Source organism: Microbacterium wangchenii (assembly GCF_004564355.1).
Classification (GTDB): domain Bacteria; phylum Actinomycetota; class Actinomycetes; order Actinomycetales; family Microbacteriaceae; genus Microbacterium; species Microbacterium wangchenii.
The window spans coordinates 1,131,739-1,146,637 of record NZ_CP038266.1 but is presented as its reverse complement, the minus strand read 5'-3'; the positions used below and the strand labels follow the sequence as shown (position 1 = coordinate 1,146,637).

Sequence of the window (14,899 nt, the reverse complement as noted above, 5' to 3'; positions counted from 1 at the left end):
TCAGGCGACCGCGTCCTCGTCGAGCACCGACCCGCGCGCCGACCACGGGAAATCGATCCACAGCGCGGTGTCCTTCCACGAGTAGTCCGGCCGCACGATCGTGGTCGGCTTCGTGTAGATCACCACCGAGCGCATGTCGGCGCCGCGGTCGCGCAGCAGCTTCACGGCGAGCGCGAGGGTGCGGCCGCTGTCGGCGACGTCGTCCACGAGCAGCACGCGACGACCCTCGAGGTAGTCGATGTCCAGCGCCGGCGGAATCACCTCGGGCGCATCGAGCACCGTGCCGATGCCGGTGTAGAACTCCACGTTCAGCGCGCCGCAGTTCTTCACGCCCAACCCGTACGCGATCGCACCGGCCGGCAGCAGCCCGCCGCGGGCGATGGCCACCACGACCTCCGGCACGAACCCGTCCGCGAGGATGGCGCGGGCCAGCTCTCGCGAGGCCTTCCCGAACTGATCCCACGTCAGGGTCTCGCGCTCTCCCGTGCCTTCGCCCACGTGCCCTCCTCGGTGCCGGAGATCCCAGCCTACGGGCGCCGCGCGGCCCGGCTGCACCGCCGGTGTATCCTCGGCGCGTGACCCGAGCCGCCGCGCCGCTCCGCCCGGGCCTGGGCGTGACCGCCGGGCTCATCGGCTGGTTTCTCGTCGTCGAACTCGTCAGCGGCATCCTGCAGGGGTACTACGTGCCGCTGTTCAGCGACATCGTGATCGCCCTGGACATCCACGACTCCGACGTCAACTGGTTCGAGGCGGGGCAGCTGCTGCTCTCAGCCCTCGTCCTGCCGGTCCTGGCCAAGCTCGGCGACATGTTCGGTCACAAGAAGATCCTGCTCCTCGCGGCGGCGCTGACGGCGGGGGCCAGCTGGTGGCTGGTCTTCGCGGACACGTTCTGGACGTTCCTGCTGGCCTGGTCGCTGCAGGGCTTCTACGTCGTGTGGCTCCCGCTGGAGATCGCGCTGATCTTCGAGCGCGGCCGCCGGCAGGCCCACGGGGTCTCGCGCACCCGCCGCGCGGCCGGTCTGCTCGTGGTCGGGCTGCAGGCGGGGGCGATTCTGGGCGCCCTCGCCGCGGGGCGCCTGTTCGCCGCATCCGGGGAGCATCTGCAGCTGACCCTCATGATCCCCGCGATCGCGGTGACGCTGGTCACGGTGGTGATCTGGCTGGGCGTGCCCGAATCCGAGCCGGTGCCGGGCCGGCGGCTGGACATCGGCGGCTTCGTGATCCTCGCGTTCGCCCTGCTGCTGGTGACCGGAGGGCTCTCGTTCCTGCGCGTGCCCGATGGCCCGGGGGCGGGGGTGGTCGCCGCGCTCGTGGTCGCGGGCATCGCGGCGTTCGCGGTGTTCGTCTGGTACGAACTGCGCCAGCCCGACCCCGCGATCGACATCCGCGTGCTCGTCCAGCCGCAGATGTGGCCCGTGCAGGCCACCGCGTTCCTCGTGGGCATCAGCCTGCTCGGGGCACAGGGTCCGCTCACCACGTACGCCGGCACGGATTCCGCGCTCGGCTACGGCCTGGGGCTGGATGCCACGGACCGGTCCAACGTCATCGGGGTGTACCTGGTGTCCCTCATCGTCGGCGCGGTGCTGTTCGCCCTCACCTCCCGGCGGGCCAGCCCCCGGCTCATGCTCATCGGCGCGGCGCTCCTGGTCGGGATCGGCTACGCGCTGTTCCTGCCGTTCCACCTCGAGCTGTGGCAGGTGCTGCTGAACCTCTCGATCGCCGGCATCGGTTCAGGGGCGCTCGTGGGCGCGATGCCCGCCGCCGCCGCGGCGGCCGCCCCGCGCGGGCAGACGGGCATCTCCTCCGCCCTGACCAACACGACCAAGACGATCGGCGGCACGTTCGCCTCGGCGATCTTCGGGGTCGTCCTGGCCGGGTCTGCGGGCGCTGCGGTGGCCGCCACCGCCGCGCCCCTCTTCGGGTATCTCACGGTGTGGACGGTGTGCGCCGCGGGCGGGTTCCTCGCCGCGGTCCTGCTGATGTTCGTCCCGCGCGTGGCCTTCGCCGACCCCGACGCCGAGGCCGCCGTGGGGCAGGCGCAGCTCCTTTAACCGCGCATCACAGGCGCGGATGGAGGGGGCCGCGGGCCAGAAGATGCTGCGCCGATTGGGCGACCGGACGCATCGTCACGAGGTCGAGGTTCACGTGCCCGGGGGCGTTCAGGGCGTACGCGATCACATCGGCGACGTCGTCGGCGGTGAGCGGATTCTCCACTCCCTCGTAGATGCTGTCGGCCGCGTTGGTGTCTCCGCGCAGGCGGTTGACCGAGAACTCCTCGGTGAACACCATCCCCGGGGCGATCTGCGTCACGCGGATCGGCTCCCCGTTCAGCTCGAGGCGCAGAGCCCCGGCGAGCATGGCCTCCCCCGCCTTGGCGGCGTTGTACCCCGCGCCGCCGGCGTACGCCGCCTGCGCCGCGGTGGAGGTGACGAACAGCGTGTCGGCGTGACCGTCGGCGGCCGCCGCGCGACGCAGCAGCGGCAGGAGGGCGGCGACGAGCATCTGCGTCGAGACGACGTTGACCTCGAACATCCAGCGCCAGTCCTCCGGGCGGCCGTCCTCGACCGCGTCCACGCCGCGCGCACCGCCGGCCACGTGCACGAGCGCGTGCACGGGCCCGGACTCCTGGAGCCACTGCGCGAGGGCGTCGACGTCCTCGGCCCGCGTGAGGTCGGCGGCGAACCCGACGATGCCGATCTCCTCCTCGAGCGCCACGAGCCGCTCGGCGCGCCGGGCGACCCCGACGACGTCCCATCCCCGTTCCCGCAGGATGCGCGCCGTCGCCCGGCCGATTCCCGAGCTTGCTCCTGTGACCACCGCACGTCGTGTCATGCCGCCACGCTACCGCCCGGTGTTACGCAACATTTCCCTCCGGTTGTCGTCCCGGCGGCCCTTTCGTAGCCTCGCTCGTGGGGAGGGCACCTCGCTCTCACCCCCGAGACCGCAGGAGTACGAACATGTCCGCACCCGAGAACTGGCAGTTCGAGACCAAGCAGATCCACTCCGGCGCGCAGCCCGATCCGGTCACCAAGGCTCGTGCGACGCCCATCTACCAGACCACGTCGTACGTCTTCGACAACGCCGACCACGCCGCCAACCTGTTCGCGCTGGCCGAGTTCGGCAACATCTACACGCGCATCCAGAACCCCACTCAGGATGTCGTGGAGCAGCGCCTCGCGGCCCTGGAGGGCGGCACCGGCGCCCTGCTGGTGGCCAGCGGCCAGGCGGCGGAGACCTTCGCGGTGCTCAACATCGCCCAGGCCGGCGACCACATCGTCTCCTCGAGCTCCATCTACGGCGGCACGTACAACCTCTTCAAGTACACCCTCGCCAAGCTCGGCATCGAGGTCACGTTCGTGGAGAACCAGGACGACCCCGCCGAGTGGCGCGCGGCGGTGCGGCCCAACACCAAGCTCTTCTTCGCCGAGACCATCGGCAACCCGCAGATCAACGTCCTCGACATCCGCACCGTCGCCGACGTCGCCCACGAGTCCGGCGTGCCGCTGATCGTGGACAACACCATCGCCACCCCGTACCTCATCCGCCCGTTCGAGCACGGCGCCGACATCGTCATCCACTCCGCCACCAAGTTCCTCGGCGGGCACGGCACGGTCATCGGCGGCGCCATCGTCGACGGCGGGACCTTCGCGTGGTCGCAGAACGTGGAGAAGTTCCCGGGCCTCACCGAGCCCGACCCCTCCTACCACGGCGCGAGCTACACCACCGCCGTCGGTGATGGCCTGGCCTACATCATCAAGGCGCGCGTGCAGCTGCTGCGCGACCTGGGCGCCGCCATCTCGCCCAACAGCGCGTGGCTGCTCATCCAGGGCATCGAGACGCTGTCGCTGCGCATCGAACGCCACGTGCAGAACGCGCAGGAGATCGCGGAGTGGCTCGAGGCGCAGGACGACGTCGCGTCGGTGAACTACTCGGGGCTGCCCACCTCGCCGTGGTACGCCGCTGCCAACCGCTACGCCCCCAAGGGCGTGGGCGCGGTGCTGTCCTTCGAGCTCAAGGGCGGCGTGGCGGCGGGGCGCGAGTTCGTCAACTCGCTCACCCTCTTCAGCCACCTCGCCAACATCGGCGACGTGCGCTCGCTGGTCATCCACCCCGCCTCCACGACGCACTCCCAGCTCACGCCCGAGCAGCAGCTCACCTCCGGCGTGACGCCGGGTCTCGTGCGCCTGTCGGTGGGCCTGGAGAACGTCGACGACCTCAAGGCAGACCTGGAGCAGGCCCTCGCCGCCGCGCGCCGGTCGGTGGAGGCCGCCCGCGCCTGACCCACGCGCCTCGGATGCCCCGGACCCGAGCGGTCCGGGGGCGTCCGGGCGCACGTGGAGCCCCGCCTACGATGGTGGAGTGGGGGTACGGCAGACGCATCGGCGCTTCCCCCGCGCGTACGACGACACCTTCCGCAGCCTCCTCTCCACGGCAGCCGCCCTCCTGCTGACCGCCGGCGGCGTGACGATCCTGGCGCTCACGGGAGCGGCGAACCCGACGGATCTGCTCGGCTCCGCGGCGCGCCTGCTGAGTGTGCTGTGCGTCTTCTGGACGCTGTTCGCCGTCATCTACCTGTCCTGGACCCACGTGCAGTTCGCGCGCTGCCCTCGCGGCGAGCTGCGCCGCATCGCCGATGTGCAGCACCACCGCCGGCCCTCGGGGGCCGAGCTCCTGCTCGGCTTCGGCAGCACCGGAACCGGAACCGTCAGCGCGGCACTCATCGCCCTCATCGGCGCGCTGGGCTCCGCGGTGATCGGCATCGGGCCGCACGACGTCGGACGCGTGGTCATCGTGCTGCTGACGGTCGCGTCCTCGTGGGCGACGATGGTCTACGCCTTCGCGCTGCGCTATCTGCGGCTGGATGCGGCGGGCGAGCGGATCAGCTTCGACATCGACGAGGCGCCGGGGTTCGAGGACTTCCTGTCGATGTCGGTGCTGGTCTCCTCCGTCGGCGCACTGTCGGCGGGGACCCCGCGCACGGGGACGGCGCTGCGGGCGGTGCGCGCCCACACGCTGTTCGCGTTCGTCTTCAACGCCTTTCTCGTGGCGATGACCGTGTCGCTCGTGGTGGGGCTCGTCACCGGCTGACGCGTAACAGTGACGGCGCGCCGCCGCCGCTCCGCGACAATGGGGACATGGACTGGCAGACCTCCGAGGACACGGTGCCCTCGGCACCCGTCACGGAGGCCGACGCGCGGCTCCTGCTCGGCCGCCCGCCCGCCACGGGAGCGTGGCGCGACGGCGATCCGGTCGGCGAGCGCCGGTTCGCCTCGTTCGGCGCGTTCCGCACCGAGGGCGGCGCCGAGCTGCCGGCGTATCGCATCGCGTACGAGACGTGGGGCGAGCTCTCGCCCGCGCGGGACAACGCGGTCCTGGTGCTGCACGCCCTCACCGGCGACAGCCACGTGCGCGGCCCGGCCGGCCCCGGCCACCCCACCGCCGGGTGGTGGGACGACCTCGTGGGACCGGGCGCCGCCATCGACACCGACCGCTGGTTCGTCGTCGCGCCGAACATGCTGGGCGGCTGCCAGGGGTCAACCGGGCCCGCGAGCATCGCACCGGACGGCTACGAGTGGGCATCCCGCTTCCCGTACCTGACGATCCGCGACCAGGTCGCCGCGCAGGCGCAGCTGGCCGATGCCCTCGGCATCCAGCGGTGGGCGGCCGTGGTGGGCGGGTCGATGGGCGGGATGCACGCGCTGGAGTGGGCCGTGGGGCTGCCCGACCGGGTCGCCCGCGCCGCAGTCCTGTCGGCCCCGCCGGTCAACACCGCCGACCAGATCGCGCTGAACTCCGTCCAGATGGAGGCGATCCGCATCGACCCGCGCTTCTCCGGCGGGGAGTTCTACGACGCCGGCGACGGAGACGGACCCCACCGCGGACTGGCCCTGGCCCGCCGCATGGCGCTGCTGAACTACCGGAGCCCGATGGAGCTGAACTCGCGCTTCCAGCGCACGTGGCAGTCGGGCGTGAGCCCGCTGGGCAGCGGAGGCCGGTTCGCCGTGGAGTCGTACCTGGATTTCCACGGCAACAAGTTCACCCGCCGTTTCGACGCCAACAGCTACATCACGCTGGTGGAGGCGATGAACTCCCATGACGTGGGGCGCGACCGGGGCGGCGTCGAGGACGCGCTGCGGCGCGTCACGGCCACGACGCTGGTGCTCGGCATCGACAGCGACCGGCTCTTCCCCATCGACGGGCAGCACCGCATCGCCCGCGGCATCCCGCACACCCTCGACGGCGACGAGGCCGTCGTGCTCGCCAGCGACTTCGGCCACGACGGCTTCCTCATCGAGACCGCCGCCGTCGCCGGGCACCTGCGGCGGCTGCTGGGGGCCTGACTACCCGCGCGTGGTGCGGGCGCGCTCGACGCGGAAGCTCATGACGGCGATCCCCGCACCCGCGACGCCGAGCGCCGCGCCCACCCACGCCGGCGCGCCGAACCCCCATCCCGCGGCGATCGTGAGGCCGCCGAGGAACGCGCCGAGGCTGTTGCCGATGTTCAACGCGGAATGATTCAGCGCCGCCGCGATCGACTGGTTGTCGCCGGCGACGTCCATCAGGCGGGTCTGGATGCTGGGGCTCAGGGCGGAACCGGTGAAGGCGACCGCGAACGCGAAGAGGCAGAGGGTCACGATCCACGCCGCCGTGAGCGCGAGGAGGGCGGATGCCACGGCCAGGGCGAGCAGGCCCCACACCAGCGAGCGACGGAGATCGAGATCGGCCAGGCGGCCGCCGATGAGGTTGCCCACCGTCATCCCCAGCCCCACGATCACCAGCACGACCGACACGCTCCACGCCGGCGAGCCGGCCAGGTCGGTGACCATGGGGGCGATGTAGCTGATCATCGCGAAGAACCCGCCGAACCCGATGGCGCCGGTGCCCAGGGCCAGCCACACCTGCCCGACCCGGAAGACGCGCAGCTCGTCGCGCAGACGCCGGCCGGGCTCCCCCGGGTGCGCGGGGACGGTGAGCGCGATCGCGAGGGTGGCCAGCGCGAACACGCCGGCGACGGCGATGAACGCCGCACGCCATCCCCACTGCTGGCCCATCAGCGTGCCCAGCGGCACGCCGACGACGTTGGCCACGGTGAGCCCGGAGAGGACGAAGGCGACGCCCTGGGCGCGTTTGCCGGGGCCCAGCAGGTCGGCGGCCACGAGCGCGCCGATGCCGAAGTACGCCCCGTGCGGGAGCCCGGCGAGGAAGCGGGATGCCGCGACGAGCTCGAAGGTCGGGGCGAGAACGGTGAGCGCGTTGAACACCGTCAGCGCGAGCGCAAGGACCACCATGACGCGGTGGCGGGGGAACCGGGCGACGGAGCCGGCGATCGTCGGCGCACCGACGACGACGCCCAGCGCGTACAGCGAGATGAGCCATCCGGCCTGCGCGATGGCGCTCTCCGGCTCGGCGCTCCACTGCGCGGGGAGCAGTTCGGCGGCGATGTCGGGCAGGAGGCCCATCAGCACGAACTCGGTCATGCCGATGCCGAAGCTGCCGATCGCGAGGGCGAGGAGCGCCCTCGCCGTCGCCCTCCTCGTCGTGGTCGAGGAGGTCACCGGTCGATTGTAGCCCCGGCGCGAGCGGGTGTCAGTCGCTGTCGCGAATCGATTCGAGCGCGGTCTCGAGGCGCTCGATCTTCCCGTCGATCTCCCCCGAGTGCCCGGGGCGGATGTCGGCCTTGAGCACGAGTGACACGCGCGAGCCGAAGGGCATCACGGCATCGGTGGCGCGCCGGACGACGTCGAAGACCTCGTCCCACTCCCCCTCGATCTCGGTGAACATCGAGGTGGTGCGGTTCGGCAGGCCCGAATCGCGGACGACCTGCACGGCGGCGGCGACGGCGTCGTGCACCGAGCCGTCGGCGGACCCGGTTCCGGAGGGGGCGACGGAGAAGGCGACGAGCATGCTCAGACGCTATCGCGCCACGGGACCACGGCGCGAGGCCTCCCGCCGACGGGCACCCGGACCATGCGCACGCACATCCACGCGAACAGCGCCACCACGAGCACGTTGCGCAGCGTCAGCACGAGAACAGCCGTGACCTCGGCCGTCAGCAGCCGGTCGTACAGCACGGGGTACACCAGCTGCGTGAGCCCGCACAGGAACAGCACGACGGCCGCCGGCCCCGCCCACCGGGCGCGATCGAGCACGACCGCCACCAGGAGCGGCGGCAGCAGCCACGTCATGTACTGCGGCGAGCCGACCTTGTTGGTCACGATGAAGGCCAGGACCAGTGCGAGCGCCAGCGGCGGGAAGAGAGCGGCGAAGGATGCTCCGCGCCAGGCCTGCACGGCCCCCGCCACGGCGACGGCGGCCACCACGACGACCAGGACCGGCGTCATCGCCGCCGCCACGGCGTCCGAGCCCGCGCCGACGACTTCGAAGGTGATGATGTCGGCGGCGAAGAAGATCGCAGCCCCGGGCACCCCGAGGGCCGCCTGCCACACGTACGGCGTGCTCACCGGCGCCTCCAGCTGCAGCCCCCGCACGGCCTGGTCGCCCACGAACCCGAACACCGTCGCACCGCCGCCGGCCAGCACCACCACCGCGATCGTGGCCAGCGACACGGCCGCCGCCGCCGCGACCACCGCCGCGCGGCGACGCACCGCGAGCACCGCCGCCGCCAGGAGCGCGGCCGGCCACACCTTGATCCACATGCCCACCGCCAGGAGCGCACCGCCCAGCCACGGACGTCCGACCAGCCACAGGCAGCCGGCCAGGGCGAGGGGCACCGTGACCGCGTCCAGGCGGAAGAGCCCCACCGGCCCGAGCAGCAGGATGGCCGCCAGCCACAGCCACGCCGCCGTGCGGCGGCCGCGCGAGCGGCCACGGCCCACCAGCATCCCGAAGCCCAGCGCGTTGGCCGCGGTGGCCAGCAACCCCCAGCCGATCGTGTAGCCGCCCAGCAGCGAGAACCCCCACGCCAGGACCATGGGCACAAGCGCGATCTGCGGGTACACCCACGGCTCGTCGATGCCCACGATGCCCGCACCGATGAGCGCCTGGCGGGACCACGGCTCGTACACGTTGTACACGTCGCCCATCGGCTGGCTGGGCAGCAGGTGACCGGTCACGATCACTCCCGCGTGCACCAGGACGAAGGAGATCCACAGCGGCACGCGTCGGGACACGCTCACATCCTAGGCCGCCGCCTCGACGCGGTTCGGCCGCGACCTGAGGCGGGCGGGTTCATCCGCCGGCGAGGACACCGGCCACCACGCGCGGCACGGCCGCGGCGACCTCCATCGCCGTGATCGGCCCGCCCCGCGCGCCCAGGGCGCCGGCGGCCGCGGCGCCTGCCTCGGCGTGCAGCCACGCACCGGTGGCCCCGAGCGGGCCCAGGTCGTCCGCATCCGCGGCCCCTGCGACGACCGCGCCCACGATGCCGGCGAGCACATCACCCGTGCCGGCGGTGGCCAGCCACGGCGTCGCCACACCGATCCGCCGGAACCAGCCCCCCGGGGTCGCGACGATCGTCGTCGCCCCCTTCAGCAGCACCGTCACCCCGAGGTGTGCGGCGGTCTCCACGGCCGCCGCCTCGCGCGCGTCGTCGTCCGCGTCGGCCCCGGCCGGCGGCAGACCCGTCTGCGCGCGCAGGCGGTCGTGCTCGCGGCCGTGCGGGGTGATGATGCGCGGGGCCGATCCGACCGGCGCCAGATCCAGCGCCCCGGCATCCACGACGACCGGCTCCGCCGCCACCAGGACGCGCCGCAGGGCCGTGTCGTCCTCGGGAGTGCGGTGGGCGGCATCCGTCCCCGAGCCGATCACCCAGGCCTGCACGCGCCCCGCTGCGGCGACCGTCTCGGGGCGCCGGGCGAGCACGAGCGAGGTGGGCACCTCGGGCCCGAGGTATCGCACCATCCCCACCCCGGTGCGCCACGCCGCCTCCACCCCCAGCACGGCCGCACCCGGGTACGCCTGCGATCCGGTGCGCAACCCCACCACACCCCGGGAATACTTGTCATCGGATCTCGTCGGCAGCCGCAGGATGCGGCGCACGTCGTCGGCCGTCCAATCCGCTGCGCCCATGCGCGCCACCCTAACGCGAGGAACACCGCGATGCCCCACCTGTTCTCCCCCCTCACCGTGCGCGACACCACCGCCCGCAACCGACTGTGGGTCTCCCCCATGTGCCAGTATTCCGCCGGTGCCGACGGCGTCCCGGTCGCCTGGCACCACGTGCACCTGGCGCAGTTCGCCTCCGGCGGAGCAGGCCTGGTCATGACCGAGGCGACCGCCGTGTCACCGGAGGGCCGTATCTCGCCGGAGGACACCGGGATCTGGAACGACGCCCAGGCTGCGGCGTGGCGCCCGATCGTCGACGACATCCGCTCGCGCGGCGCCGTGGCGGCCATCCAGCTCGCTCACGCCGGACGCAAGGCGTCGACATGGTCGCCGCTCACGCGCGAGCGCGGCACGGTGCCGCCCGAGCAGGGCGGCTGGGCCACCGTCGCGCCGTCCGCGATCGCCTTCGAGGGCTACGCCGCTCCGGCCGCACTGGACGAGGCCGGCATCGAGAAGGTCGTTACCGACTTCACCGCCGCCGCGCGCCGCGCTCTCGCGGCCGGGTTCGAGGTGCTCGAGGTGCACGCCGCGCATGGGTACCTGCTGCACGAATTCCTCTCGCCGCTCTCCAACACGCGCACCGACGCCTACGGCGGATCGCAGGAGAACCGCATCCGGCTGCTGACGCGCGTCGTGGCCGCCGTCCGCGAGGCCGCGCCCTCGGCCGCGCTGTTCGTCCGCCTCTCCGCGACCGACTGGGCCGAGGGCGGCTGGGACCTCCCCGGGACGGTCGCCGCGGCGATCGCCTCCCGCGAGGCCGGCGCCGACCTCATCGACGTCTCCAGCGGCGGCCTCGTCTCGCATCAGCGCATTTCCACGGGCCCCGGCTACCAGGCCGGGTTCGCCGCGCACGTGCGCGCGGAGGCCGCGATGCCGGTGAGCGCGGTGGGGATGATCGACGCCCCCGTCCTCGCCGAAGAGCTCGTCGCCCGCGGCGACGCGGACGCGGTGATGTCGGGACGGGAGTGGCTGCGCGACCCGCACTACGGCCTGCGCGCCGCGCACGAGCTCGGTGCCGACGTCGCGTGGCCGCCGCAGTACGAACGCGCCCGGCGCCCGTGAGGCGCCCCGACCGCCCGGCACCCCTCGGGGAGTCCGGGCGGTCGGAACTGCTCAGGGACGGCGCGCCGTGGCGTCCTGAACCTCGCCGATGAGCTCCTCGATGATGTCCTCGAGGAACAGCACCGCGGTGGTCTCCCCTGCCTCATCGCGCACCTGCGCGAGGTGGCGGCCGGCACGGCGCATGAGCGCTAGGGCGTCCTCCAGGTCGGTGGTCTCCAGGACCGGCACCATGTGGTGGATGCGCTTGGCCGCGATCGGCCGCGACTGACCGTCGCCGTTCTCCGCGGCCCGAAGCACGTCCTTCAGGTGCACGTAGCCGATCGGCGACCCCGCGGCATCCACGATCACGTAGCGCGAGTAGCCGTGCTTGGCGACGGCGCGCTCGATCTGGGTCGGCGTGGTCGCCTCGGGCAGGGTGACCAGCTCGCTCAGCGGCACGGCCACGTCGCGGGCCTTCTTGTCGGTGAACTCCACCACTGCCGCGACCGTGCCGGCGGCGTCATCGAGCACGCCCTCCCGGCGCGACTGGCTCACGATCGTCGCGACCTCCTCGAGCGTGAACGTCGAGGCGGCTTCGTCCTTCGGCTCGACCCGGAACAGGCGCACGGCGTGATTGGCCGTCCAGTTCAGCGCCACGATGATCGGGTAGAACGCCTTGGACACCCACACCAGCGGGGTCGCCAGGAACAGCACCGCCCGATCCGGCAGCGAGAACGCGAGGTTCTTGGGCACCATCTCGCCGATCACGACGTGCAGGTACGACACCAGCAGCAGGGCGATCACGAAGGCGATGACATCCACCATCGCCTCGTTCAGGCCCGTCAGACCCAGCGGCGCGGCGAGGAGGTGGTGGATGGCGGGCTCGGAGACGTTCAGGATCAGCAGCGAGCAGATCGTGATGCCCAGCTGGCACGTCGCGAGCATGAGCGTCGCGTGCTCCATCGCGTACAGCGCCACCTTCGCGGCCCGCGATCCGCGCTCGGCGCGCGGCTCGATCTGCGAGCGGCGCGCGGAGATGACGGCGAACTCGGCGCCGACGAAGAAGGCGTTGGCCAGCAGCAGCACCACGAGCCAGGCGATCCCTGCCCAATCGCTCATCGCTGGTCACCCCCCTTGGCCGCGCGGACCAGTTCGTCCACGTCGTCGTCCTGGGGCGTCGCGGTGAACCGCACGCGGTCGACGCGCCGCCCGTCCATCCGCTGCACCGTGAGCACGCCGTCCTCGGTGGGGACCTCGTCGCCGACGGCGGGGATGCGCTCGAGCACGCTCATGATGTAGCCGCCCACGGTGTCGTAGACCTCTCCCTCGGGCACCTTGACGCCGGCACGGTCCAGCGCCTCGTCGGGGCGCAGATCGCCGGGGAAGCTGACGGATCCGGCCACCCGCACGACCCCCGCACGGGAGCGGTCGTGCTCGTCGAGCACCTCGCCGACGATCTCCTCCACGAGGTCTTCGAGCGTCACCACGCCGGCGGTGCCGCCGTACTCGTCCACGACGATCGCCATCTGATACCCCCGGGCACGCAGTTCGGCGACGAGGGCGTCCAGGTGCACGGTCTCGGGGACGCGCAGCGGCTCGGTCGCGATCGCGGCGGCCGGCACATCCGCCCGGCGCGTCCGTGGCACGGCGACGGCGGCCTTCAGGTGCACGATGCCGACGATGTCATCCATCGACTCCTGGTACACGGGGAAGCGGCTGTGACCCGTGCGCATGGCCAGCTGTACGACGTCTTCGACGGTGTCGTCGGCGGCGAGCGCGTGCACGGTGGGCCGCGGGGTCATGACGTCGGCGGCGCTCAGCCGCGAGAAGGTGAGGCTCCGATCCAGCAGGGATGCGGTGTCCTTCTCCAGCACGCCGGCACTGGCCGAGCGGCGCACGAGGCTGGACAGCTCCTCCGCCGTGCGGGCGCCGGAGAGCTCCTCCTTCGGCTCGACGCCGAACGAGCGGAGGATCCCGTTGGCGCTGCCGTTGAGCACGGCCACGGCGGGGCGGAAGACGGTCGTGAAGGCGACCTGGAAGGGCATCACGAGCTTCGCCGTCTGCCGCGGGATGGCGAGGGCGAAGTTCTTCGGCACCAGTTCGCCGAGGATCATCGAGAGCACCGTCGCGAACGCGACGCCGATGAACGTCGCGAGAGGCGCGACGACCCCCTCGGGCCATCCCCACGCCGTGAACACCGGGCGCAGCAGGTTGGAGATCGCCGGCTCCATCGTGTAGCCGGTGAGAAGCGTGGTCAGCGTGATGCCCAGCTGCGCGCTGGAGAGGTGCGTCGAGGTGATGCGCAGTGCGCTGATGGTGAGGGCCAGGCGGGATTCGCCCGCGGCCTGGCGCGCCTCGAGGTCGGCGCGATCGAGATTGACCAGGGCGAATTCACTGGCGACGAACAGTCCGGTTCCGACTGTGAGCAGCAGCCCCACGCCCAACATGACGTAATCCATCACGCATCACCCCCGTTTCTCCGGGAGGTGGGTCGGTGGGGCGAGCGTCTACAAGAGGGAGGGTCGTCCATCGTGCCGAAAAGTCTACGGCAGCGCGCCCCTCCCGCGCCGCGCGACTTCTCCCCTCCCCGCGCCCCGCCTCCCCTGCGCACCACGTCCGCGCCACTTCGGTGCATCCGCGCCGTTTCCATGTGGCGCGGATGCACGGAACAGGCGCGCTCGTGGGAAAGCGCCGAAATGCGCCCCTCCTCCCCAGCGGCGGCGCGCGGCGGGTTGTCCACGGGAGGATCGCGGGACGCCTGCCGGGCGCACGGGGCGGACGAGGATCCGAGGATGCTGCTGCCTCCCTCGACCGATCTCACGCTCATCCGCCGGCGCGAGCGCGACGATCCCCTCGACAGCCGGCGCCTCCGTCGCGCGCTGGAGGACGGGTCGTGGGTGCGCGTGACCGCCGGCGTCTTCGCCCTCAGCTCGGAGTGGGACGCGCTCACCCCCCTGGAGAAGCATCGGGTGCGGGTCCGCGAGGTCGCGGGCCGGATGCGGCGGCCGGCGATCCTCTCCCACCACGCCGCCGCGGCCTGGTGGGGCATCGACGTCCTCGGCGCGTGGCCGACCGCCGTGGACGTCACGACGCAGGCCGCCGGCGGGCGCTCCACCGGCCTCATCCGCCGGCACACCCGGGATCTCGCGACGCTCGAAACCGTGCCGGCCGGAGCGCATGCCGTCACCTCCCCGGCCCAGACCGCGCTCGACCTCGTCCGGTGCGAGCGATTCCTGCCGGCCGTCGCGATCGCCGATCAGGCGATCTGGGTGAACCGTCGCGGCGGCGCCCTCACGACCATCGATGCACTGTGGGCCCGACTGGATGCCGATCCCGGCCACCGCGGCGACGCGCGGGCGGCGCGGGCCTTCGCCTTCGCGCAGCCGCTGGCGGCGAACGTGCGCGAGTCGCACAGCCGTGTGGTGATCACCCGGCTGAGATTCCCCCACCCTCGGCTGCAGGAACGACGTGTGCTCCCCAGCGGGCGCGTCGCCTACGCCGACCTGTACTTCCCCGAGTACGACCACTGGTGCGAGATCGACGGCAGGGCGAAGTACTCCGATCCGATCTTCCTCGACGGCCGCACGCCGCAGGAGGCCCTCATCGACGAGAAGAACCGCGAGAACGAGATCCGCCGCGTCGTCCGCGCGTTCTCGCGCTGGGAGGCGACGGACGCCGACCACCCGCGTCGCATCTGGGACATCCTCACCTCGGCCGGATTGCCCACGTCGCTGCCTCGCCCCTGACCGCCCGGGCACGCACCGCGACCCCGCGCGCACCGCGACCGCGCCAC

The 14,899-nt window shown here is 72.4% G+C and carries 14 protein-coding genes; 6 read left to right on the top strand and 8 right to left on the bottom strand.

Annotated elements, in window-relative coordinates; all coding sequences use genetic code 11:
- Positions 1 to 498 carry a phosphoribosyltransferase gene (locus E4K62_RS05300; RefSeq protein ID WP_135064495.1) on the bottom strand — a complete coding sequence of 166 codons (498 nt, stop codon included), beginning with the start codon at positions 496 to 498 and terminating at the stop codon, positions 1 to 3.
- 77 nt (positions 499 to 575) lie between these two features.
- Between E4K62_RS05300 and E4K62_RS05295 the strand changes: the two genes are divergently transcribed.
- Complete coding sequence (locus E4K62_RS05295; protein ID WP_167747742.1) at positions 576 to 2,051, top strand: MFS transporter; 1,476 nt, start codon at positions 576 to 578, stop codon at positions 2,049 to 2,051.
- Between the two features lie 7 nt (positions 2,052 to 2,058).
- Here E4K62_RS05295 and E4K62_RS05290 read toward each other — a convergent pair whose 3' ends face one another.
- Entirely contained in the window at positions 2,059 to 2,832 is a 774-nt protein-coding gene (locus E4K62_RS05290) for an SDR family oxidoreductase (protein ID WP_187270390.1), read from the bottom strand.
- A 125-nt stretch (positions 2,833 to 2,957) separates the two neighbouring features.
- Between E4K62_RS05290 and E4K62_RS05285 the strand changes: the two genes are divergently transcribed.
- From E4K62_RS05285 to metX, 3 genes are all read left to right on the top strand, one after another.
- The gene (locus E4K62_RS05285) at positions 2,958 to 4,280 is read left to right on the top strand and encodes a bifunctional o-acetylhomoserine/o-acetylserine sulfhydrylase (protein ID WP_135064492.1); all 1,323 of its coding nucleotides are present in this window, start codon (positions 2,958 to 2,960) and stop codon (positions 4,278 to 4,280) included.
- Between the two features lie 79 nt (positions 4,281 to 4,359).
- Entirely contained in the window at positions 4,360 to 5,088 is a 729-nt protein-coding gene (locus E4K62_RS05280; protein WP_135064489.1) for a DUF1345 domain-containing protein, read from the top strand.
- Between the two features lie 47 nt (positions 5,089 to 5,135).
- Entirely contained in the window at positions 5,136 to 6,341 is a 1,206-nt protein-coding gene (metX, locus tag E4K62_RS05275; protein WP_135064486.1) for a homoserine O-acetyltransferase MetX, read from the top strand.
- Here the strand turns inward: metX and E4K62_RS05270 are convergent, their stop codons facing one another.
- Genes E4K62_RS05270 through E4K62_RS05255 form a run of 4 tightly spaced genes read right to left on the bottom strand, consistent with a single transcriptional unit; the run spans position 6,342 to position 10,029 of the window.
- A complete protein-coding gene (locus E4K62_RS05270) occupies positions 6,342 to 7,556 on the bottom strand; it encodes an MFS transporter (RefSeq protein WP_135064483.1) in 1,215 nt (404 codons plus the stop codon).
- Between the two features lie 31 nt (positions 7,557 to 7,587).
- Positions 7,588 to 7,905, bottom strand: a complete 318-nt coding sequence (locus tag E4K62_RS05265) for a thiamine-binding protein (RefSeq protein WP_135064480.1) — start codon at positions 7,903 to 7,905, stop codon at positions 7,588 to 7,590.
- A 2-nt stretch (positions 7,906 to 7,907) separates the two neighbouring features.
- Positions 7,908 to 9,131, bottom strand: a complete 1,224-nt coding sequence (locus tag E4K62_RS05260) for a glycosyltransferase 87 family protein (RefSeq protein WP_135064477.1) — start codon at positions 9,129 to 9,131, stop codon at positions 7,908 to 7,910.
- 58 nt (positions 9,132 to 9,189) lie between these two features.
- Complete coding sequence (locus E4K62_RS05255; protein WP_135064474.1) at positions 9,190 to 10,029, bottom strand: ADP-dependent NAD(P)H-hydrate dehydratase; 840 nt, start codon at positions 10,027 to 10,029, stop codon at positions 9,190 to 9,192.
- A gap of 30 nt (positions 10,030 to 10,059) precedes the next feature.
- On the opposite strand from E4K62_RS05255, the gene E4K62_RS05250 reads away from it, so the two are divergent.
- Positions 10,060 to 11,127, top strand: a complete 1,068-nt coding sequence (locus E4K62_RS05250) for an NADH:flavin oxidoreductase/NADH oxidase (protein ID WP_135064470.1) — start codon at positions 10,060 to 10,062, stop codon at positions 11,125 to 11,127.
- 51 nt (positions 11,128 to 11,178) lie between these two features.
- Here E4K62_RS05250 and E4K62_RS05245 read toward each other — a convergent pair whose 3' ends face one another.
- Positions 11,179 to 12,225 carry a hemolysin family protein gene (locus tag E4K62_RS05245; protein WP_135064467.1) on the bottom strand — a complete coding sequence of 349 codons (1,047 nt, stop codon included), beginning with the start codon at positions 12,223 to 12,225 and terminating at the stop codon, positions 11,179 to 11,181.
- Positions 12,222 to 13,565, bottom strand: coding sequence for a hemolysin family protein (locus E4K62_RS05240; protein WP_135064464.1), 1,344 nt, complete (start codon positions 13,563 to 13,565; stop codon positions 12,222 to 12,224). The genes E4K62_RS05245 and E4K62_RS05240 overlap by 4 nt, the downstream gene beginning before the upstream one ends.
- Before the next feature lie 333 nt (positions 13,566 to 13,898).
- Here E4K62_RS05240 and E4K62_RS18855 point away from each other — a divergent pair, with 333 nt between their 5' ends.
- Entirely contained in the window at positions 13,899 to 14,852 is a 954-nt protein-coding gene (locus E4K62_RS18855) for a hypothetical protein (protein WP_240742826.1), read from the top strand.
- Positions 14,853 to 14,899 lie beyond the last annotated feature (47 nt).

Coding starts and splice junctions, on each gene's coding strand:
- E4K62_RS05250 (WP_135064470.1), top strand. CDS start 10,060: ATGCCCCACCTGTTCTCCCCCCTCACCGTGCGCGACACCACCGCCCGC.
- E4K62_RS05240 (WP_135064464.1), bottom strand. CDS start 13,565: ATGGATTACGTCATGTTGGGCGTGGGGCTGCTGCTCACAGTCGGAACC.
- E4K62_RS18855 (WP_240742826.1), top strand. CDS start 13,899: ATGCTGCTGCCTCCCTCGACCGATCTCACGCTCATCCGCCGGCGCGAG.
- E4K62_RS05265 (WP_135064480.1), bottom strand. CDS start 7,905: ATGCTCGTCGCCTTCTCCGTCGCCCCCTCCGGAACCGGGTCCGCCGAC.
- metX (WP_135064486.1), top strand. CDS start 5,136: ATGGACTGGCAGACCTCCGAGGACACGGTGCCCTCGGCACCCGTCACG.
- E4K62_RS05245 (WP_135064467.1), bottom strand. CDS start 12,225: ATGAGCGATTGGGCAGGGATCGCCTGGCTCGTGGTGCTGCTGCTGGCC.
- E4K62_RS05285 (WP_135064492.1), top strand. CDS start 2,958: ATGTCCGCACCCGAGAACTGGCAGTTCGAGACCAAGCAGATCCACTCC.
- E4K62_RS05290 (WP_187270390.1), bottom strand. CDS start 2,832: ATGACACGACGTGCGGTGGTCACAGGAGCAAGCTCGGGAATCGGCCGG.
- E4K62_RS05255 (WP_135064474.1), bottom strand. CDS start 10,029: ATGGGCGCAGCGGATTGGACGGCCGACGACGTGCGCCGCATCCTGCGG.